This is a genomic window from Paenibacillus motobuensis, from assembly GCF_039521865.1.
GTDB lineage: Bacteria > Bacillota > Bacilli > Paenibacillales > Paenibacillaceae > Fontibacillus > Fontibacillus motobuensis.
This window is the reverse complement of the sequence record NZ_BAAACX010000006.1, coordinates 34,220-55,413: the sequence shown is the minus strand read 5'-3', so window position 1 is coordinate 55,413 and position 21,194 is coordinate 34,220. Positions and strand designations below refer to the sequence as shown.

Here is a 21,194-nt window from a genome sequence, read left to right as displayed (position 1 = left end):
CATCTCACTCCTTCTCTGTCTCGTTATCTGATGGTTTAGTATGCCACTTGTAGGTCAGCGCTCCACTAGGACAAGTTCAATATGAGCAGTGATCTTATCCGCCGATGCGCCTACTGTATTGACCCATGGCCGCTTCTTCAGATCAAATACCTCCGGCATCCCCTTCACACATATTCCGGAATGAATGCATTTCTCCGCATCAAAATATACTTCGATTTCTTCCCCTTTGTACACTTTCTTACTCATGATGAACACAACCTTCCTATAGAAAAATACCAAACTGCGTGCGCATTATAGTTCATAATAAAATAACTCGCAAAACAAATATAGTTACTTAATAAAGTATAGCTGCACGAATTAAGTTTGTCTATGATTTACAATATGCATCAGCTCGGCCCCGTCACCTTGCTACATCTCTTGAGAACTTGCTTTCCCCTCCGTCTTCTCAGCCATGGCACGGTTCATCACAACAATACCTATAATAACGAGCACAATCGCGGAAATTTTCAGTAGGTTAATATGTTCTCCGAAGACGGCGATCCCAATCACTACCGACAAAGCCGTTCCTACTCCGCTCCAGGTCGCATATGCGGTCGAGAGGGAAATATACTTCAAGGAGAAGTTAAGCGAAGTGAAGGAGATTAAATAACCTACAGCAACTCCGATACTAGGTCCGAGCAAAGTGAACCCTTCCGATAGCTTCAGCATCGTCGTGGCGAAACCTTCGAAGATGATTGCCAACGTTAAATATAAGACTCCAGACATACTAATGACCTCCTTCTACTTCGCTGCATTCAACAAGACAATGCCGGCAATCAGAATGCCCATACCGACCCAGGCTTGACGGTTCATTTTCTCTTTAAATAGCCACATTCCGGCTAGAACGGTTAGGACCGTTCCGACGCCGCTCCAGGTTGCATATACGAATCCTAGCGGCAGAAACTTCAACGCTTGTGACATAAGCCAAAATGCCAGCCCGTACCCCACAATGACGCCGATCATCGGAGCCCATTTGGCAAAGCCATTCGACAGCTTCAACATGGTTGCAGCGAAAACTTCCATCACAATCGCTAGGCCTAACATCAAGTAGCTCATTTATCTGTCTCCTTATCGATGAATTCTAACAAAAATTGAATAACTCTCCGCCCTTCCTCCTGACTGGGCGGATCACTATTGAACAGCCGGGAATAGAGTAAACCGTCGGCAACCAATCGAATGACCATACCAGCCTCGAATGAGAGCCCCTCCTTCACCATCTCAGTACGGAATCTCTGATAGTCTTCATCCCAGAGCTGGATCATCTCCATATTCGTGGCAATCGCCGCCAGCATGCTGGAGCTTGCATTGTAACGACCGCAGCCTTCCAATTGTCGCAGCGTGGCCAATAAATAAGACTTCGTATAGCTGCCTGTCTCCTCCAGCTCCTGCTGCAGCAATTCGCGGAATTCCCGAATGGTCTCCTCATTTAATCCTTTGATCAGCTCATCCTTGCTTGCAAAATGATATAGCAAGCCGCCCTTGCTTACTCCCGCCCGGGCTGCAACCTCATCCAGAGTTAAGTGGCTGATGCCCTGCTCCACTATAATTGTAGAAGCAGCTTCAAGAAGAAGCGAACGCTTCGATTTCGCCATGATCGTAACCTCCATATTTGCAAGTGACGCACAAATTTACTGTACCGTCCAGACGGTTTTATTTTAGCAAAAAGAATTTGTCTGTTCAATGCCATATCCGAACCCTATCTAAAATAAAAGAAGAGCGAGCCTTACGGCCCGCCCTTAACCAGTCTCCTCTCTATCCGCATCGCTATCTTCCTCATCTTCTACACTCTCGCTGCGCACTCCGCCCGGGGGTTCAAGCACAAGCTTCACCTGTTTGTTCATGCTGTCTTCTAAGACCGACTGGGAGACGACAAAGCCTTCGCCCTCAAAGGTAACATAAATATTCAGCACGGATAGTAACTCAAGCGCATCGCGAAGAGATTGTCCCTTGAGATCCGGGATTTCGATATGGTCTACTGCTTCTGTTAGAAGATATACTTGCTGACCTTTCATCAGTGAACTTCCTGGTTTCGGAAATTGCGATACAAGCTCCTTGCCGTTCCCCAGCAATGCATAAGGGATGTCCGTATTGCGAAGCTCTGTTAATGCCTGCTGTAAAGACAGCTTGCTTAAATCGGGAGTCCGCAGCATTGCTGTATTCTGAGCAAGATCACTGTCCCCAGACGCTACAATGGTCTTCCGCACCCCCATATACTGAAGTATCTGGTTCATAATTTTCTTGAATACCGGGGCTGCTGCCTTGCCCCCGCCCAGATCCGAGTCCTTCGGTTCATCGATCAGAACCAGCATCACGACCTTAGGATCATCGACCGGCGCATATCCGATAAAAGACACGACCTGCTTGGTGTAATCATATTTGCCCTTGAAAGGCTTAACGGCAGTACCGGTCTTACCGGCGACCCGGTAGCCTTCAATATAAGCTCTACGCCCGGTTCCGTATTCACTGTTTGATACAACCTGCTCCAGGTATTCTCCAACCTCTTTGGCCTTGTCCGCGGATATCACTTGACGTACAGGCTCCGGCTGCGTCTTAATGACTTCTCCAGATTGTGGATCTGTGATTGATTTAATAATATGAGGCTTAAGCAGCATTCCCCCGTTAGCCACAGCGCCTACTGCTGCCAGCTGTTGTAGAGGCGTAACCATCAGTTTGCCGTGCCCATATGACATGGTGGCATATTCGGAGGGCTGTTCCGGACTTACCACTCCCGCCGCTTCACCAGGCAGTTCGATGCCTGTCTTTTGCCCGAATCCGAAGTTATCCACGTACTGCTTCAATCGCTCTGGTCCGAGCATTTCGTAGCCGAGCTTAACGAAGGCCACATTACTGGAGCGCATGACTCCTTCCAGATAGTCGATCTTCCCCCAGCCTGAACGCTTAATATCATGCAATGTCTGGCCCGGCACCCGAATACTTCCCGACATATATTTGGCCTTCGGATTAAATAAATCCTCTTGTACCGCCCCAGCTAACGTTACGATCTTGAAGGTCGAACCTGGCTCATACACCGACTTGATCGCATGATTGTAGAAATTGCCCAGATCATTCTCCAGCCAGTATTCATTCGGATTATAGGTAGGCAAATTAGCCATGCCCAATATTTCCATCGTCTTCGGATCCGCGGCAATCACGGTCATGCTAATCGGCTTCAGCTCATCAAAGGCTTCCTTCATCGCTTCTTCAATATAATATTGAATCGTATGATCAATCGTTAGCTCGATATTCTTACCGTTCTTGGCTGGATTGTAGATCTCATCCGCCTTTGTAACCGCAATTCCCCGGCCGTCACTTTTATACTCAAAAGAGCCGTCCTGCCCCTTCAATTCCTCATCGTATAATGACTCAAGACCAGATATGGCAATCCCGTCACGATCTACATAGCCAAGAACATGCGCAGCCAGACTCTTCCATGGATAGAAGCGTTTCTGCTCCTTGGTCAGATAGATGCCCACATCGTCAAGCTCATGCTTGTCCTTCAGCTTTCGAGTGAAGATCTCGACTTGATCCCTCAGATCCTGATCGATCCTGTAGCCCTCATAACGCACCTCGCGCTGCACATAGAAATTCCCGTCTTTATTCTTCGCATTTACTAGTTTGATTAAGTCTGCTTTATTCTTGCCAAGCACTTCGCCAAGACCTTCGGCTACTTCTTCCTGTAAGCCCAGACTATTAATCAGCTTCGGATTCACCGATACCGTATAAGCGTGAGCCATCATCGCCAGAACCTCGCCGTTACGATCCGTGATCGTCCCCCGTGTCGCGTACAGGGGCTGCTTTCTAGACCACTGCTGCTCCGCATACGCTGTCCAGAATTCCGTCTCCATCACCTGCAGCCAGAATACCCTTATCATCAATACGACAAAGAAAAAGGTGATACATCCGCCTATTACTAATGTTCGTAATCGTAATCTTCTAATCATGGAATAACCTCTTGATTTTAGATTAATAGAGAGAATACTATGATGAATAGATTATATTTCATAGCATTCCATATTCAAACAAATAGTTCAAGTGAAACATTCCATTTCGTAGTAAAATTTCATAATAAACAAGAGATCGAGCGCCGCCGATAATTATGTATCATTATTGCTGCTCATTCTTAGCAAAAAAAAGGCAAGACCATAACGGTCTTGCCTTAACAATAAGCTTAGGAGAAATCCTGCTAGAGGATTTGAGTTGATGAAAAGTTAAACCTCGAATTAACGAGAAATCATGTGGATTGGATGGCCTTCAACGAGTTCAGCCGTTTCCATTACGATCTCACCAAGTGTTGGGTGAGCATGGACTGTCAAAGAGATATCCTCAAGCGTTGCACCCATCTCAATAGCAAGACCAAGCTCAGCAATGAGGTTGGAAGCTTCGATACCGACGATTTGTGCGCCGATTACAACTTCGTTGTCTGCATTAGCTACGATTTTAACGAAGCCTTCAGTAGCATTCACGGAAGTTGCACGTCCGTTAGCCGCAAATGGGAACTTGCCTGCTTTAACCTTGATGCCTTTTTCCTTAGCTTCTTTCTCAGTCAAGCCAACGCTTGCGCATTCAGGATCTGAGAATACTACAGCTGGCATACCTTTGTAGTCAACTACGGATGGCAAACCAGAGATGGCTTCTGCCGCAACCTTACCTTCGTAAGAAGCTTTATGAGCCAGCGCAAGACCTGGAACGATGTCACCGATAGCGAATACTTTAGGGTTACTTACACTGCGTCCTTGATGGTCTACTTTAACCATACCGCGATCTGTCAATTCGATGTTAGCCAGATCAAGACCAAGATCACCATCTGTATTAGGACGACGTCCTACTGTTACAAGCAGGTAATCCGCAGTAACTTCTTTGGATTCACCGTTAACAGAGTATTTAACTGTAACATTCTTATCCGTTTGCTCAGCACTTTCAGCCTTAGCATTCGTTACAATTTCAATACCTGTCTTCTCCATGCCCTTCGCAACGAGACGAGTCATATCCTTATCAAGGCCAGGCAGGATTGCATCCGTGCCCTCGATAATCGTAACCTTCGTACCGAATTTCGAGAACATTTGGCCAAGCTCGGCACCGATAACGCCGCCACCGATAACAACAAGGCTTCCTGGGATTCCTTGAAGATTCAAAGCTTCTGTCGAGGACATGATACGTCCACCGAATGGGAATGGCTTCAATTCAACTGGACGGGAACCTGTTGCCAGGATACAGTGCTTGAAGCGATAACGCAGGGATTCATGCTCATTGAAAGCACGTGCTTCCGAATCATTGATGAACATGATTTCGCCTTTGAATACTTCAACTTTGTTGCCTTTAAGCAATCCTGTAACACCTTGAGTCATTTGCTTAACAACGCCGTTCTTGAACTCTTGTGTCTTGGCAAAGTCTACAGTCACATTCTCAGCAGTAACACCAAAAACGTCACCATGCTTAGCATTCTCATAGGAATGAGCAGCCGCGATCAACGCTTTGGAAGGAATACATCCACGGTTCAAGCATACGCCGCCGAGTTCCGATTTATCAGCGATGATAACCTTTTGGCCGAGCTGAGCGGCACGAATTGCCGCTACATATCCACCAGGACCAGCACCTACAACTAGTGTATCGATATCGATTGAAGCGTCTCCTACTACCATGTTGTTACACCTCCATAACAAGCAGCTCAGGGTTGCCAAGCAGTTGTTTAATGTAGTTCATAAAGTTTTGAGCTGTTGCACCGTCGATCAGACGATGGTCGAAGCTAAGTGACAGAGCCATTACCGGAGCAACGACAATTTCGCCATCTTTTGCAACTGGTTTTTCAGTAATACGGCCAGTACCCAGAATAGCTACTTCAGGGTAGTTAATGATCGGAGTAAAGAACATACCGCCCGCAGATCCGATGTTCGAGATCGAAATCGTACTTCCCTTCATTTCAGCAGCAGACAATTTGCCTTCGCGACCGCGAAGTGCCAAATCCGAAATAGCTTCAGCAATCATCCAGATGCTCTTACGATCTGCTTCCTTGATTACAGGAACGATCAAACCGTTATCTGTATCTGTAGCAATACCGATGTCATAGTGCTTCTTATATACTATTTCATTATTTACTTCATCAATGGATGCGTTAAGAGCTGGGAATTTACGGGAAGCAGCAACGAGTGCCTTCACGATAAATGGCAAGTAAGTTACTTTGATGCCTTTCTTCTCAGCTACAGGCTTCATGCGTTTACGGAAAGCTACAAGCTCTGTTACGTCAACTTCGTCCATGATCGTAACGTGTGGAGCTGTGTAAGCCGATTTAACCATCGCATTGGAAATGGCTTTACGGATACCCTTGAACGGAACGCGTTCTTCTTCACCAGCTGCAGTAGATACTGCTGTTGGTGCTGCAACTGCTGCTGGAGCTGCGTCAGCGGAAGCCGGTGCTGCTGCTGGAGCTGCGCCACCATTCTTGAATGCTTCAACATCTTCACGAGTGATCTTACCAGCTTTGCCTGTGCCAGCTACTTGCGCAATGTCGATACCTTGCTCACGAGCAAATTTGCGAACGCTTGGAGTAGCCAATACTTCACGGTCTGGTGCGGCTGGTGCTTCTGCCGCAGCTGCTGGTGCTGCAGCCGGTGATGCTGCTTCTGCTGCTGCTGGAGCTTCTTCTTCAGCAGGTGCATCTTGCTCAGGAATGTCGCCAGTTGCGTCGATGACAGCAACGACTTGACCCACGCGGAAAATAGCGCCGTCCGTACCGAACACTTCTAGTACTGTACCTTCTACCGGACATGGAACTTCAACGACAGCCTTGTCGTTTTGTACTTCCATGATGATATCTTCGTCAGTTACTTTGTCGCCTGCTTTGATGTGCATTTTAATAATTTCGCCTTCATGCAAACCTTCACCAAGCTCTGGAAAACGATATTCAAACTTTGCCACTTGGAGGACCTCCTATAAACTTACGTTTTATTAAAATTCGAGTACTTTATTAACACCGTCGATAATACGAGCTGTTGTTGGGAGCCATTGATCTTCAATTTGCGCGAACGGATAAACGGTATCCGGGGCAGCAATGCGAAGTACTGGAGCTTCCAAATGCAGAATGGCATGCTCATTAATTTGAGCGATAACTTCTGCAGCAATACCAGCAGATTTTTGAGCTTCTTGAACGATAATTACACGGTTCGTCTTCTTAACAGAAGCCAGAATTGTATCCAAGTCAAGCGGTACCAAAGTACGCAAATCGATAACTTCAGCTTTGACGCCATTCTTCTCAAGTTCTTCGGCAGCTTTCACTGCAGTATGAACCATCAAGCCATAGGAAAGGATCGTAACATCGGAACCTTCACGGACAACGTTAGCCTTACCAAGCTCTACAGTATATTCACCTTCAGGTACTTCATCACGGAAAGCATGGTACAAGTTCAAATGCTCCATGAAGAAGACAGGGTCGTTGTCACGGATCGCCGAGATCAACAAACCTTTTGCATCATAAGGATTCGAAGGAATTACCAATTTAATACCAGGAGTTTGTGCGATCAAGCCTTCAAGAGAGTCAGTATGCAACTCAGCTGCTTTTACGCCGCCACCAAATGGTGTACGGAATACAACTGGCGAATTATAACGGCCGCCGGAACGGTAACGCATACGTGCTGCTTGAACCAGGATTTGATCGAGTGCTTCAAAAATAAAACCAACGAATTGGATTTCAGCGATTGGACGGAAGCCTTGAATTCCAAGACCTACTGCCATACCACCGATAGCTGATTCAGCCAGCGGAGTATCAATTACACGTTGTTCTCCAAATTCTTTTTGCAAACCTTCAGTTACACGGAATACGCCGCCGACATTACCTACGTCCTCACCGAAGATAAGTACATTCGGATCCCGCTTCATCTCTACGCGCATCGCATCGCGAATTGCTTCTTTCATATTCATTTGTGCCATTGCTTCATTTCCTCCTCATTAGAACTAGAACAACCAATCAGCATTTAAATTTATTATTGAAAATCAGCCTTTTGAGCTTCCAAATGTTTAGGAGTGGTTTCGAACATGCTGTCGATCAAACCAGGAACAGTCATCTTCTCAGTTTGTTCTGCTTTTTTGATTTGCTCATTTACTTTAGCCTTGGCTTCTTCTTTTACGCGAGCCGTATCTTCTTCAGTCCAAAGGCCTTTCTTTTCCAAGTATTTAGCCAAACGAGCGATTGGATCCTTCTCGTTCCATTGTCCTTCTTCTTCTTTAGTCCGGTATTTCGAAGTATCATCGGACAAGGAGTGTGGACGGAAACGGTAAGTAACTGCTTCGATCAAAGTCGCTCCTTCTCCGTTGCGAGCAAGTTCTGCAGCTTCACGTACAGCACTGATTACAGCAAATACGTCCATACCGTCAACTTTCACGCCGCGGATGCCGGCAGCAACTGCTTTATGTGCAATCGACTTAGCTGCGGTTTGTTTAGAGAATGGAGTTGTAATGGCATAGCCATTATTTTGCACAAAGAAAATAACCGGAAGTTTAAATACTCCAGCATAGTTCAATGCTTCATAGAAATCACCTTCAGAGGAACCACCGTCGCCTGTGTAGGTAATAGCTACATGCTTTTGTTGTTTCAATTTGAAGCCCATTGCAATCCCCATAGCATGAAGGACTTGAGCGCCAATGATGATTTGCGGCATCAATACGTTAACACCCTCTGGAATCTCTCCGCCATGTTGATGTCCACGGGAGTACAGGAATGCTTGATAAAGCGGAAGACCATGCCATACTAGCTGTGGCATATCGCGGTAGCCAGGGCAAACGAAGTCTTCTTTATCCAGAGCAAATTCACTACCTACCATTGTAGCTTCTTGTCCAGACACGGGAGCATAGAAACCGAGACGTCCTTGACGGCCCAGGTTAACAGCACGGTCGTCCCATGTACGGGTAAATACCATGCGATACATAAGTTCTTTTAATTGATCATCGGTTAAGTCAGGAGCTTTCTCTTTGTTCACGATTTCACCGTCTGGCGACAGCACGGACAAAGCTTCGACGTCCTCCGTATATACTTCATAAGGAATCTTGCTCATTTTTTTCACCTCGACGAAATATTTGAATATCATGGATCTCTGTTATAGAATTATTATACAACTGTTTTAGTCGTTAAGTCAAAGGAAATGCGCTTAAACAACAAAAAAAGTATTTTTGTTTGTATAACAGATGTATCAAATTTATGTAACAGAGTTCGCGGTTCAAGGTAAATATGCTACCCTTGTCCCTATGGTTATGTTAACTTAAATACATCAGCAAAGCAAAACAATCGAGAAGGAGATACACGCAAAATGACAGATTCGCGCTATCTAAAACGAACCATTATTAAAGAAGAAATCGATAGTAAGCATCTGGGAGAGAAACGGTCCCTACGCATTTATTTACCCCCAGGATATAATGAAGTTATCAGCTATCCGGTGGTTTACTGCCAGGACGGCGAGGAATTTTTCAACTTCGGACGCATTGCTACGACAGCAAATCAGCTGATTCTCGATGAAGACATAGATCCATTTATCATTGTCGGCGTAGAAGTGGACACCTCCGTTCGTACCGCTGAATATTCTCCAGAAGGAGACCGTTTTGACGCCTATACGTCCTGCTTCACTGAAGAAATTATTCCCTTTGTAGAGCGCAATTATCCGGTCCGCCGTACGGCGCAGGAACGCATTCTTGCCGGAGACTCACTCGGTGGTTCTGTCTCCTTGCATATCGCTATGAAAAACCGCACACTGTTTTCCAAAATCATCAGCTTGTCCGGTGCATACTATGAACCATCCTTGAAATTGATCGCTGCTGAACAGGATTTATCCAATCTCTCCCTATATATGATTATCGGTTTGCAGGAAGACAAGTTTACTAATTCATTTGGAACCTACAATTTCGTTGAGTTGAACCGCGAAGCGAAGAAGCTACTTGAGGAGCGAGGCGCTAAAGTGAAGTATTTGGAGAAGGATGGCCAGCATCTATGGGGATTTTGGCAGAAAGAACTGCCTGAAGCATTGATGTATTTTTTAAAATAATAGTTGATAAAAAAGAGCGGGCCACGAGGTGATTAAACACTGCAGCTCGCTCTGTCTTTATTGGGTTTCATTTCCGTACTATATAATAGTACACATGCTACATTTGCACCTTCGTCTGATCATTCGTGTTATCTTGATTCACTGGAGGATTATTCGCCACGGTTCCGAACTTCAGTGAACGGCGCGGCAGCTTCCATTTATAATATACGGACAGCATCCGGAAGGAAACCACCAGGACGAATAGCACCAGCAAGCTTACGGTCGACTTGGCAACGCCAAGCCCGATCACAAGTCCAGCGACAATAGACCAGACCGCATAAATCTCCTCTCGCAGCACGAGTGGCTTACGTCCTGCCAATAGATCGCGGATAATCCCGCCTCCGATCCCTGTTAGCATCGCGGCAACAACCACGGCCAGAATCGGATGCTTCATGCCCGTCGCGTAGAGCGCTCCTTGAATTGCGAATGCCGCCAGTCCGATGGCATCGAACCAGGCCTCTGTCTTCTTCCAGTGGTGAATCCACGATAAAGGCAGGATAAATGCGATAACAATCGATATAATTGCCAGTAGAAGAAGTCCCCCCTGGGACCATAACATGGTAACCGGGACACCAATGACGATATTGCGGACGATCCCTCCGCCGAATGCCGTCACTAATCCTAATACAAGTACTCCAAGAATGTCGTACTCCTCTTCCATCGCCACGTAAGCGCCAGACAACGCGAAGGCAACCGTTCCTATGACGCTAAAAATCTCAAATAGTTCCATGCCCCGTACTTCACTGCCCTTTCTTCACGTCTCATCTCATTGCTTAATACATTGTAGACTCGCTTCCATTAATTGTGCAAGGGATAAATTTAAATTATACTGAACAAAGGCGCAAAGCGTGATATAAGAAAGGAAGAGTAAGGATGGCAGCACAACGTGTACTTATTTTTGCCGGAGGATCGATCGATCCCTCTTTTATAGAAGAAATACATTCAGATGATCTGATTATTGGTGCGGACCGGGGAGCTTTATTCCTTGTTGAACACGGTGTCAGGCCACACTTCTCAGTCGGCGACTTCGATTCTGTAAGTCCCATTGAATTAGAGAACATCACTAAGCACAGTGAACAAATGCTGGCTTGCGACGCAATTAACAAAGATCTGACCGATACGGAGCTCGCCTTCGATATCGCTATTAAGCAGCGGCCAGAACAAATTGTCATGTTCGGTGTTACCGGTTCGAGACTCGACCATACACTGGCTAACATTCACCTGTTAGTTAAAAGCCTGGAGCAGCATATTCCATGCGCTATCCAGGATCATAACAATTATGTAACCTTAACCGATTCAAGTATTACGATTCAAGACCAGGGCTACACCTATGTCTCTTTATTGCCCGTCACAACCGAGGTAACAGGCATTGATCTGACAGGCTTTCAATATCCATTACATAACGCCACATTAATAATGGGTCAATCACTTGCTGTAAGCAACCGCCTGGAAGGCAAGGCGGGAACGATCTCCATTCGCAGCGGTCTCCTATTGATTATTCAAAGTAAAGATTGAGGTGTAAATAATACAAAATTGTAACCGTTGATAATCTTATATGGTATCGGATAAAAACCCTGGAGAACCAAGGTTTTTTCATTGTTTTCACGACTATGAAACTGTCAAGAAATTAATATTTTGTAACTTTAATCATATTTTAATAGTGGCCCTCAAATCCTTGGTATATCCAGTTTAAGCAACTCCATTCCAATTATTAGGATATTAAAGTTCTGTTATAGTTTATCTCGAGCCGGTTAACTTGATTCTGTTAACCAAAACTACTAATTCTATTTCTAGTCACTTTGGAGGTAACTACAACATGAAAATGAACAACATATCCAAGAAATTATTAGCTGTCGGCCTTGCATCAACAATCGGATTTGGCGGATTCATGGTCACTGGCGTTGATGCGGCTTCGGCATCCGCTTCGAAGACAACTGCTGAAGCGACAGCAGTATCCAAGGGAACGCAAGTCGTCAACTATGGTAAGAAATTTATGGGAACCCCTTATAAATTCGGCGCTTCCACTTCTACTACAAAAGTATTTGACTGCTCTTCCTTCATGAAGCATATTTTCAAAAAATATGGCGTAACTCTGCCACGTACCTCTGCTGCTCAAGCCAAGGTCGGCAAAGCCGTATCCAAGAGCAATCTGAAGGCCGGAGACCTTGTATTCTTCTCCAGCGGAAGCCGCGCTAACGGTAAGAACGTAACTCATGTCGCAGTTTATATGGGCAACGGCAAAATTCTGCACACTTACGGTAAGCCAGGTGTTACAATCTCCAACCTTAACTCCGGCAACTGGAAGAAGACTTACCTGAAAGCACGTCGTGTGCTGTAGTACTCAATAATAATTTTGAAATTTCGATAGTGCCTTATAAACCTTGTAATATCCTTACAACTGATCACCCAAACCTTGCATAAAACACCCTAACAATAACCGAGGGCTGCTCCCGCTGTGCCATATGGCCAGGGATCAGCCCTCATTGTATCATATAACCCGTTCCTCTTACGGTATGAATCAATTTGCGAGGCCGACCCTTGTCGATCTTCTTACGCAAATGTCTTATATACACGTCAACTACATTTGTACCGGTAGCAAAATCATAGCCCCATACCTCCTGCAAGATCGCATCTCGCTGACAAACCTCGCCTACTCTTTTGAGCAAATGCCTCAGCAGTTCATATTCCTTCGGAGTTAGACGGATCAATTCACCTGCGCGGAACACTTTACGACTCTTCAACTCCATTCGCAAATCCTCGAAGGACAGTTCATCCGAATGACCATCCATAATGCGGCGAAATAATCTAATCAAGCTGACTATCCGCGCATTAAGCTCTTCGATGGCTATATTTTCGCTCACAACCTCATTCGCGCCATATTGAAATGCCATCACGGTATCCGCTGTCTTTGGTGAGCGCTGCAATACGATAACGGGAAATGCCGGTTCGTCACCTAGTCTAGTCATCATCTCGAGGACAAAAGGCAATTCGCCCGCAATTAAAATAACTTCTGGCGCCTCTCCGACGATTTCCCGATCCAGTTGCTCAGAATCAAGGACTAAATGAACCTTGAATCCTGCTCCTTTTAGACCATTCTGCCACTTCACTCCCCAATTATTATCCTCTGAGATTAGTAACAAGCTAGCCTTCATGTTGTCCCCCACCTTCTGTACCATCAACAAATTGAATAAGAGGCTGTTCTGTTCGTCTTGAAATCATAATGTATTATTAAAGTGGTCAAAAAATAAACAAACCATTCCCGTATAAGTCAGGAATGGCCATAAAATAAAAATTTATGTTATCAGTCGTTAACCGAAATAACGGTCATATATGGCTTTGGCTTCAGCAATTTCTTTTGTCCCGTGAATGAGCGCCCTTCCATCTGCAAACAGGACGATTCTTTGATCCCCGATAGAAAAGGACAGCAGATATGGATTCAGTTCAATCTGTCCTTCATCTAGTCTTCCCAATTTCTGTGCCAGCTCCGGCAAGTCCACTTTCCTTGACTGCGCAGGTCGGATCTGAACAGTATCCCTGCCGCACAGCACCTCTGTCTTTCTTGTGCCAGCAGCAGATAAATACGGATAATCCGCCGCTTCTCCGCAAGAGGCACAGTCGCTGCGCCGGGCCGAATCAACCTTGATCGCTAACTGCTCATTCTTCCACAGATCAAACGTCAGCAACGTCCTGCGTAAAGCGTCCACATGACCCGTCAGTAGCTTGATAGCTTCTGTAGCCTGATGTGCAACGACGGAATGTACCGCCGAGGGGATAACACCAACCGTGTCGCACGTATCCCCTCCGATTGGTACCATCCCAAGCAGGCAATTCAAACATGGAGTTACACCCGGGAGGATCGTATAGGTCATTCCATAGCTGCCGACACAGGCGCCGTAAATCCACGGAATACGGTATTTCTGGGAGATATCATTGATCAGCAGCCGGGTATCGAAATTATCCGTCGCATCAAGAATGAGCTGGACACCGGGAAGCAGTCCCTCCAGCTCTTCCTTAGTAACATCAAGCACATGCGCTTCAATGTTCACTTCCGAATTGATAGCGGCAAGCCGCTCCTTAACCGCTACGGCCTTCGGTCTGCGAGAAGCAGCGTCTTCCTCTGTGAACAGCTGCTGGCGCTGGAGATTGCTCCATTCTACATAATCGCGATCCGCTATCACCAGATGACCTATCCCGGAACGGGCCAGGGACTCAGCCAGGCCAGTCCCTAGTGCTCCCGCTCCAATAATGAGCACCTTGGCATCAAGGAGCTTCTGCTGACCCGTTGTCCCTATAGGCCGGAACAGCTTCTGCCTCGAATACCGATCCTGCACAGGAACCCCCCCTTTTTCCCAGACTGCGATTCCACTTCTATCATGATCTTCTAACGAAACTACCGATCGTTATTTCCGCAAAAACAGCGGTGCAAGAAATCTAACGAAACACCATATCGTTATTCGAGCAAAATCACGGCTTTATCTTTAAACTTGCCGCAATAACGATACCCAGTTTCGTTACAATTTTTATCAGCCCATTTTGGCCTAAATAACGATACCACGTTTCGTTAGAGAAATTTTGTTTTTGCTATTGTTAAAAAGTCCAGTTTTCAGCACCAAGAAGGTTGGATGAAGCTAGGGACCGAGGAGCGGAGCGTACGTAGTTTCTACGTGAGCACCGGAAGGCCCGGGTGAATTCAAGATTCGATGCCGAATCCACTTCTTGCTTGACTTCGTGATCAAAAGTGGACTTATTTGTTGGACCATGCTTCGACGTCCCATACTTTCGTAACCCAATCTTCGTAGAAATCAGGTTCGTGGGAGACGAGCAGAACGGTACCCTTGAATTCCTTAAGCGCGCGCTTCAATTCTTCCTTAGCTACGACATCCAGGTGGTTCGTCGGTTCGTCGAACAGAATCCAGTTCGTCTCGCGCATCATCAGCTTGCAGAGCCGTACCTTGGCTTGCTCGCCACCACTCAGCGCCCGGAGTTGTCTCGTAATGTGATCATTCTTCAGGCCGCAGCGAGCCAGATGAGCACGCACCTCATGCTGATTCAAATGTGGGAACTCGTTCCACACATCATCAATTGGCGTTGAATTGCCAGGACGGACTTCTTGTTCAAAATAAGCCGGGAACAGGAAATCCCCTTGATAAGTCTTACCGCTAACTGGCGGAATCACGCCTAGAATCGTCTTCAGCAGGGTTGATTTACCAACCCCGTTACAGCCGACGATAGCGATCTTCTCACCGCGTTCAATCGTCATCGACATTTTCGGCAGCAGCGGATGCGTATATCCGATTTCAAAGTCTATGCCTTCAAATACCGTCTTCCCACTGGCCCTGGATTCTTTAAAACCAAAGGTAGGCTTAGCCGCCTCCTCCGGCTTGTCGATCCGTTCCAAACGATCAAGCTGCTTCTCACGGCTCTTGGCTCGTCCAGACGTCGAATATCTAGCTTTGTTGCGCTGGATGAAATCTTCCTGTTTCTTAATAAATTCCTGCTGCTTCTCATACGCATCGATATGTTGATTTTTGCTGATGTCCGCCATATCCAGAAACTTGTTATAGTTGGCGGTATAACGAGTCAGCTTGGCGAACTCCAGATGATAGATGACATTGACCACCTGGTTCATGAACTCGGTATCATGCGAGATCAGAATAAAGGCATATGGATAGTTCTGCAAATAATTAGTAAGCCACTGGATATGCTCTACGTCCAAATAGTTCGTAGGCTCGTCAAGCAGCAATACATTTGGTTTCTCCAGCAACAGCTTGGCAAGCAGCACCTTGGTACGCTGTCCCCCGCTAAGCGCAGCTACGTCGCGATCCAGCCCGATCGCCGATAGACCCAGCCCGTTAGCCATCTCTTCGACCTTCACATCGATCAAATAGAAATCACCGATTTCGAGCTGCTCCTGAATATCGCCCATCTGTATGAGAAGCTCTTCCAACTCCTCCGGAGTGGCCTCGCCCATCTTCTCCGTGATCTCCATCATTTCCTTCTCCAACTCAAGCAGCGGCAGGAACGCATCCTTCAGCACATCACGCACCGTCTTCCCTGGCGTCAATTTGGAATGCTGATCCAGGTAGCCGTAGCGAACCTTCGGCGTCCATTCCACCTTGCCGGAATCCCGGAGTTGCTGCCCGGTCAAGATGTTCATTAATGTAGATTTTCCAACCCCGTTCGCTCCTACCAGACCTACATGCTCTCCAGCCAGCAGGCGAAAGGATACATCCTTAAATAATGTGCGATCCCCAAAATTATGAGATACATTCTCGACTGTCAATAAGCTCATAGAAACTGAATAACCCCTTTATCATATAATTCATTATTATTTAATCCAATGTTGCCCGTAAAATATCATTCTTCATGGTGTCTGTCCGACTACCGAACATTCAAGAATTTATTGTAGCATAACAAGCCGTCGTTCGTAACTAGCAATTCATGCAATGTTATCGAAATAGCCCAACCGGAAATCGTTCTACATCAAGCATGCTTGAGCCGTTGGATGAATCGCTTAATAATCGGATTGGTCTGATTCTGAGTCGAGCTTACCCAGCCATAATATACCGGATAATGATTCTCCAGCTCAATCGGCACAATATTATCAGGCAGCTCTTGATGCTTGAACGAGTAATCCAGACCAACTGTAAGCGCCAGACCGCCTAATACGGCCTTCTGAATCGCCGGAACATTGTTAGAAATGAACAAAACATCAAGCTCCCCAAACTTGGCCACGAACTCCGTGATGTAAGATCTGATATATTCGTCGTCGTACAATACGAGCGTATATTTCAGCAATTCTCGCGGATGAATGGACTTGCGCAGAGCCAATGGAGAATCGGATCTAACTCCGACAACCATCTTGCCCGTAAAGGTTCGTTCGAAACGCAGCGTCTTGGTCTGATTGATCTGCTTCTCATTCAGCGCGATGAATCCGATATCGATCTGATTGTTGTGCAGCTCATCGAGAATATCCTTCGGCCCCTTCTCAATGATCTGTATCTTCACATCCGGATAATCGATCTTGAAATCCGCGATCAACTCCATCAGCAAGTGCATGGGTCCAGGAATGGTCCCGATGAACAATTCCCCGCTTAATCGCTCGCTATAATTGCCCGCTTCCTCTTTCAGACGCTTCACAAGATTCATGATTTCGCCCGCAATCTCTATCAGTGCCTGTCCCTCAGCCGTTGGAACCGCTCCGATTCCACGAGAACGATGGAACAGTACAACATCCAGTTCAGACTCAAGCATAGAAATCGATTGACTAACAGCAGACAAAGTAACATGCGCATGCTGTGCCGTCTTGGTCAGCGATTTCGTCTTAGCCACATCCACGATATATTCCAGCTGCTCCAGATTCATTTACAACCCGCCTTTCACAAGTAGTCAAAAAGTCCGCTTTTGATAATAAAATCAATCGAGGCCAATACATGGATGAGCGACCGCGATTCAAAGGTAGCTTTTCTTGCGATATAGAATTTCATCAGCTACGCTGATAACGAATAAATTCTATATCTAACACGTATTAAATCAAAGAAGTAACTCAAAAACGCACATCGGAAGCATAAGCTTCGGTGCTGAAAACCGAACTTTTTGAACAATTATAATTGTTAAGTATTATTTAATTGCAGATAAATATATATAAATTTTATTAAACAATGACATTTGTTACAATGGCCTCGAAGATAAATTACAACTTCAAGAAAGGTGGAGTTATCATATGGATACTAAGAGAGTTGCAGTTATTACAGGTAGTGCAAGTGGAATCGGCAAATCAACCGCATTGAAGTTCGCCGCTGAAGGAGATCGCGTTGTCGTTGCTGACTTTAATGAACAAGCCGGACAAGCCGTCGTCGATCAGATCAAAGCAAATGGCGGAGAAGCAATTTTCGTTAAAACCGATGTATCGAAATATGAAGATGTCGAAGCTCTAGTCGACCAAGCCGTTATAACCTATGGCCGGATTGACGTGATGTTCAATAACGCCGGAATCGGCCGTCTGACCCCCGTTCTGGATCAGAAGCTGGAAGACTACCATGCCGTTATTAACGTAAACCAGCATGGGGTAGCCCATGGGATTATCGCCGCTGGCAAGAAGATGAGAGAAATGGGAATCCACGGCGTCATTATCAATACCGCCTCTGTATTCGGATTTCTAGCTTCTCCAGGAACCTTCGCCTACCATGCCAGCAAGGGCGCTGTCATTATGATGACAAAATCAGCGGCTCTTGAACTTGCTCCTCATGGCATCCGCGTTGTTGCTGTAGCTCCAGGTGCCGTAGATACACCAATCATTCAAGGGTATAAGGATCAAGGCTTAGTTGATGCGATGAAGTCCAAAGTCATGGGCAATAAGCTGACTATGCCTGAACAAATCGCTGATACGGTATACCTTCTCTCCACACCGAATGCAAGCGCTATTAACGGCAGCGTCGTTATGGCCGATGAAGGATATGCTTCCTTTAAATAACATAGCATAGTACACAAACAGGCGCACACTCTTATCAGAGTAGCGCCTGTTCTATTATGGCCTGCAATTCGCTTCATAATAACCCCGTCTTGCTGCTTCCCGTTTACGCGCGAAAACTTCCTCGGTGTTGTAGGGAAGCTCGCAATTTGCGAAATAATAGTACCTGATACCCGTTGCCGGATCAACTCCGCCTTCAATCCTTTCCGCTTTTCGCAGCCTACCGCCACCGAGAGCAAAGTTATTATAGTAATGATTCCCTACGGGAATCCCCTGAAGAAAGGCAATAATTCCGACATCATCCAACGTATTATTCCACTCCTCCTGAGGGATCGTCGGTAACGTGAAGGTGTAAGCAAAGCCTAATCGGGCGGTAAATTCATTATGTACAGCGATCACTTGCTGCAAATCCTCTTCGATCTGGTGCACGATGGTGGAACGTCTTACTTGATCGAATACTTCCGCATCCTGCAGGAGCGGTACGGCAGTTACAGGAGCAAGATCTTCTAGCAATCCCCGCACCTCTTCACCAGTGGTTGAAGAAATAACCCGAAGATAAGAATCCAGTGTAAAACCGACGCTGTTCCCAGATCCATCCGTGTATACGTATGGCTTCTTTGGGTGCCAGCGATGTTCCAGTCTGGGCTCTCCATTTGCACTGCTGAATTCATTAAGCGCATAAATCCAATAGCCATCATAATCGATGACTACGATTGCGGGTATATATTTCATAAATGCTGCTTGAGCTAGCGAATCATCTGCTATACCAAAGTTGATCGCGAGCGACTGTAGAAAGACGGACAGGGCCAGTTCTTTATCTGCCCGCATATATTTGTTAGAGTCGTATCCCGTCTCAAATTGCTGAAGTTCATTGCGGTTCAACACGCTTCCCGCATCCTGTACCGCCGTGCGCAGCGATGTAGTATAGCGGATCTGCAGACGATTGACCTCTTGCAAATCCGTGGAATACAGAGATAGAGCCCAGAGAACTGGACCGACGATTAATACAAAGATGATGGCCCAATCAGTAATCTTCATTCAGAACCATCCCTCCATAATACAGCGTTTGTGGCCCTCTCCCAGCCGTCGAAGAGGCCTGCAGGAATCCAGCTAGCACTTGATATGGAGATACCGAACGCTTCGTCAGAGCAACCGAGAAGAAATCGCCTGTTTCCAGCTTGTACAACCTATCAGTATCGCCAATCGGCACCGTATCAGGAAACAATTGACCAAGCAGTTCCTCCGTATAGTATGAATCATAGATTACACTGAATTGTCCCTGAAACGTGCTACTATCAGCTGGATCATCATATTCAGGATGATACTTCTTATGTCTGTGCTCCAGCTCCACCTCATAGACCTGGCCAGAGACAGCCAGCTCACGCACGAAATCTTCGTACATGCCAGCAGACAAGTAACCTTTATTTCGCACGGCATCCGTAAACTGAACCATCGTATTGTACGTGGTCAATACTGCAATATTCTCCGCTCGCTCAGCGGACTGAACCGCCGGAAACAGTACGATGAGGCCGACTACCAGCAGCGCCGCAACTATTTTGGACAGCGGATTACTCATGGAGCAACGCCTCCTGTAACACTGTGAAAGGAAAGTTTGCGCAGTTGCCCAAATCCATCATATTCGGCATCATAGGAATAACTGCGGTCTAGCTTAATGACAGTCAGCAATAAAGAAGAGATGTCGTCCGTCTCTGAAATAGGGATGTCTTCGACCTGGAGGCCCACTCCATGATCCAGCCAATCTACCAGACCGTATAAAACCTGTGCTCCGGTGTACATGTCTTGCTTTCGTTTCGTTTGATTCGTCCAGATCTGTGTATTTACGCTGACCTTCTGATTCTGTATAAAGGGAACCACACCTTCCAATACCAGAGCTTGCCGCTCGCTGTGATCCAAAGTATATATAAGTGCACCCATGCACATTACAGTGGAACAGAGCAGCCACATCAAATCCTTGAGCGTACGGAACATTAAGGGGTCACTGTCGTCTGCGTGAAGATCAAGCCGCGCACGACATTGGAATTATCCTTGACAACCCGGGCCTTGAATTTCCCGCTCGGGTTTACATATTCATTTAATTTCTCATTCCATGAGTTGCTAATGTCCGCGCTGCTCCTATTAATAACAGAACCATAATCATCGGCGTTACCGGTAATATTTAGAGTATTGCCGTACCATTCCCCTTGGCGGTTCTTACCGGTAAGCACCTGAATCCCGAATTGGTCGCGTTCCTTAAATTTACGAAGCGCATTCGTTACCTGCGAACCGCTAACCGTCGTATCATCGTATACTGTAAAAGAAGCCTGCGACAGCTCTGTCTGAATGTCGGAGAAATTGTTCTGCGCCGAGACGAACAAGACAACAACAATCGTAATCAATGCGATCGTCAGGAAGATTCCTGCCGCTACTTTTAATGCGGATGAAGCGTTATTCATACTTTAATTCCTCCTAATAAGTAATGGATATAGGTTCAAAAAGTTCGATTTTCAGCACCGAAGCTTATGCTTCCGATGTGCGTTTTTTCAAAACGCTTCAGTTGGATGAAGCTACTGAGTCGCGGTCGCTCCTCATGTATGGCTTCGATTAGTTTTCTTATCAAAAGCGGA

At 46.1% G+C, this 21,194-nt stretch carries 22 protein-coding genes; 4 read left to right on the top strand and 18 right to left on the bottom strand.

The window, feature by feature from the left end; all coding sequences use genetic code 11:
* Positions 1 to 54 precede the first annotated feature (54 nt).
* The 9 genes from ABD014_RS04075 to pdhA form a co-directional block, all read right to left on the bottom strand.
* A complete protein-coding gene (locus tag ABD014_RS04075) occupies positions 55 to 246 on the bottom strand; it encodes a (4Fe-4S)-binding protein (protein WP_343857788.1) in 192 nt (63 codons plus the stop codon).
* 162 nt (positions 247 to 408) lie between these two features.
* Entirely contained in the window at positions 409 to 765 is a 357-nt protein-coding gene (locus tag ABD014_RS04070) for a DMT family transporter (protein ID WP_343857785.1), read from the bottom strand.
* A 15-nt stretch (positions 766 to 780) separates the two neighbouring features.
* Positions 781 to 1,095, bottom strand: a complete 315-nt coding sequence (locus ABD014_RS04065) for a DMT family transporter (RefSeq protein WP_343857783.1) — start codon at positions 1,093 to 1,095, stop codon at positions 781 to 783.
* Complete coding sequence (locus ABD014_RS04060; RefSeq protein ID WP_343857780.1) at positions 1,092 to 1,631, bottom strand: TetR/AcrR family transcriptional regulator; 540 nt, start codon at positions 1,629 to 1,631, stop codon at positions 1,092 to 1,094. Before ABD014_RS04060 ends, ABD014_RS04065 begins: the two co-directional genes overlap by 4 nt.
* Positions 1,632 to 1,775: 144 nt before the next feature.
* Complete coding sequence (locus tag ABD014_RS04055; protein WP_343857778.1) at positions 1,776 to 3,980, bottom strand: penicillin-binding protein; 2,205 nt, start codon at positions 3,978 to 3,980, stop codon at positions 1,776 to 1,778.
* 279 nt (positions 3,981 to 4,259) lie between these two features.
* On the bottom strand, positions 4,260 to 5,678 hold the full coding sequence (gene lpdA / locus ABD014_RS04050) for a dihydrolipoyl dehydrogenase (RefSeq protein WP_343857775.1): 1,419 nt from the start codon (positions 5,676 to 5,678) through the stop codon (positions 4,260 to 4,262).
* Between the two features lie 4 nt (positions 5,679 to 5,682).
* The gene (locus ABD014_RS04045; protein ID WP_343857772.1) at positions 5,683 to 6,951 is read right to left on the bottom strand and encodes a dihydrolipoamide acetyltransferase family protein; all 1,269 of its coding nucleotides are present in this window, start codon (positions 6,949 to 6,951) and stop codon (positions 5,683 to 5,685) included.
* Between the two features lie 30 nt (positions 6,952 to 6,981).
* Positions 6,982 to 7,959: an alpha-ketoacid dehydrogenase subunit beta gene (locus ABD014_RS04040; RefSeq protein ID WP_343857769.1), complete on the bottom strand. Its 978-nt coding sequence runs from the start codon at positions 7,957 to 7,959 to the stop codon at positions 6,982 to 6,984.
* Positions 7,960 to 8,012: 53 nt separating this feature from the next.
* Complete coding sequence (pdhA, locus tag ABD014_RS04035; protein ID WP_343857767.1) at positions 8,013 to 9,080, bottom strand: pyruvate dehydrogenase (acetyl-transferring) E1 component subunit alpha; 1,068 nt, start codon at positions 9,078 to 9,080, stop codon at positions 8,013 to 8,015.
* A 252-nt stretch (positions 9,081 to 9,332) separates the two neighbouring features.
* On the opposite strand from pdhA, the gene ABD014_RS04030 reads away from it, so the two are divergent.
* The gene (locus tag ABD014_RS04030) at positions 9,333 to 10,061 is read left to right on the top strand and encodes an alpha/beta hydrolase (protein WP_343857765.1); all 729 of its coding nucleotides are present in this window, start codon (positions 9,333 to 9,335) and stop codon (positions 10,059 to 10,061) included.
* A gap of 97 nt (positions 10,062 to 10,158) precedes the next feature.
* On the opposite strand, the gene ABD014_RS04025 is transcribed toward ABD014_RS04030, so the two are convergent.
* Positions 10,159 to 10,830, bottom strand: a complete 672-nt coding sequence (locus ABD014_RS04025; RefSeq protein ID WP_343857763.1) for a trimeric intracellular cation channel family protein — start codon at positions 10,828 to 10,830, stop codon at positions 10,159 to 10,161.
* A 143-nt stretch (positions 10,831 to 10,973) separates the two neighbouring features.
* On the opposite strand from ABD014_RS04025, the gene ABD014_RS04020 reads away from it, so the two are divergent.
* Entirely contained in the window at positions 10,974 to 11,615 is a 642-nt protein-coding gene (locus tag ABD014_RS04020) for a thiamine diphosphokinase (RefSeq protein WP_343857761.1), read from the top strand.
* A gap of 301 nt (positions 11,616 to 11,916) precedes the next feature.
* On the top strand, positions 11,917 to 12,438 hold the full coding sequence (locus tag ABD014_RS04015; RefSeq protein WP_343857759.1) for a C40 family peptidase: 522 nt from the start codon (positions 11,917 to 11,919) through the stop codon (positions 12,436 to 12,438).
* 142 nt (positions 12,439 to 12,580) lie between these two features.
* Here ABD014_RS04015 and ABD014_RS04010 read toward each other — a convergent pair whose 3' ends face one another.
* The 4 genes from ABD014_RS04010 to ABD014_RS03995 form a co-directional block, all read right to left on the bottom strand.
* Positions 12,581 to 13,252, bottom strand: coding sequence for a winged helix-turn-helix domain-containing protein (locus ABD014_RS04010; RefSeq protein ID WP_343857757.1), 672 nt, complete (start codon positions 13,250 to 13,252; stop codon positions 12,581 to 12,583).
* A gap of 156 nt (positions 13,253 to 13,408) precedes the next feature.
* A complete protein-coding gene (locus ABD014_RS04005; RefSeq protein ID WP_343857755.1) occupies positions 13,409 to 14,431 on the bottom strand; it encodes a MoeB/ThiF family adenylyltransferase in 1,023 nt (340 codons plus the stop codon).
* 413 nt (positions 14,432 to 14,844) lie between these two features.
* The gene (locus ABD014_RS04000; RefSeq protein ID WP_343857753.1) at positions 14,845 to 16,392 is read right to left on the bottom strand and encodes an ABC-F family ATP-binding cassette domain-containing protein; all 1,548 of its coding nucleotides are present in this window, start codon (positions 16,390 to 16,392) and stop codon (positions 14,845 to 14,847) included.
* 191 nt (positions 16,393 to 16,583) lie between these two features.
* Complete coding sequence (locus ABD014_RS03995) at positions 16,584 to 17,465, bottom strand: LysR family transcriptional regulator (RefSeq protein WP_343857751.1); 882 nt, start codon at positions 17,463 to 17,465, stop codon at positions 16,584 to 16,586.
* 358 nt (positions 17,466 to 17,823) lie between these two features.
* On the opposite strand from ABD014_RS03995, the gene ABD014_RS03990 reads away from it, so the two are divergent.
* Positions 17,824 to 18,573: an SDR family NAD(P)-dependent oxidoreductase gene (locus tag ABD014_RS03990; protein ID WP_343857749.1), complete on the top strand. Its 750-nt coding sequence runs from the start codon at positions 17,824 to 17,826 to the stop codon at positions 18,571 to 18,573.
* A gap of 54 nt (positions 18,574 to 18,627) precedes the next feature.
* Here the strand turns inward: ABD014_RS03990 and ABD014_RS03985 are convergent, their stop codons facing one another.
* The 4 genes from ABD014_RS03985 to ABD014_RS03970 are packed head-to-tail and all read right to left on the bottom strand — an operon-like array spanning position 18,628 to position 21,023.
* Positions 18,628 to 19,608 (bottom strand): hypothetical protein, encoded by a 981-nt coding sequence (locus ABD014_RS03985; protein WP_343857747.1) that lies wholly within the window; start codon positions 19,606 to 19,608, stop codon positions 18,628 to 18,630.
* The gene (locus tag ABD014_RS03980) at positions 19,595 to 20,146 is read right to left on the bottom strand and encodes a hypothetical protein (protein WP_343857745.1); all 552 of its coding nucleotides are present in this window, start codon (positions 20,144 to 20,146) and stop codon (positions 19,595 to 19,597) included. Before ABD014_RS03980 ends, ABD014_RS03985 begins: the two co-directional genes overlap by 14 nt.
* Positions 20,143 to 20,559 (bottom strand): hypothetical protein, encoded by a 417-nt coding sequence (locus tag ABD014_RS03975; protein ID WP_343857743.1) that lies wholly within the window; start codon positions 20,557 to 20,559, stop codon positions 20,143 to 20,145. The genes ABD014_RS03980 and ABD014_RS03975 overlap by 4 nt, the downstream gene beginning before the upstream one ends.
* Positions 20,559 to 21,023, bottom strand: coding sequence for an ABC transporter permease (locus ABD014_RS03970; protein WP_343857741.1), 465 nt, complete (start codon positions 21,021 to 21,023; stop codon positions 20,559 to 20,561). The genes ABD014_RS03975 and ABD014_RS03970 overlap by 1 nt, the downstream gene beginning before the upstream one ends.
* Positions 21,024 to 21,194 lie beyond the last annotated feature (171 nt).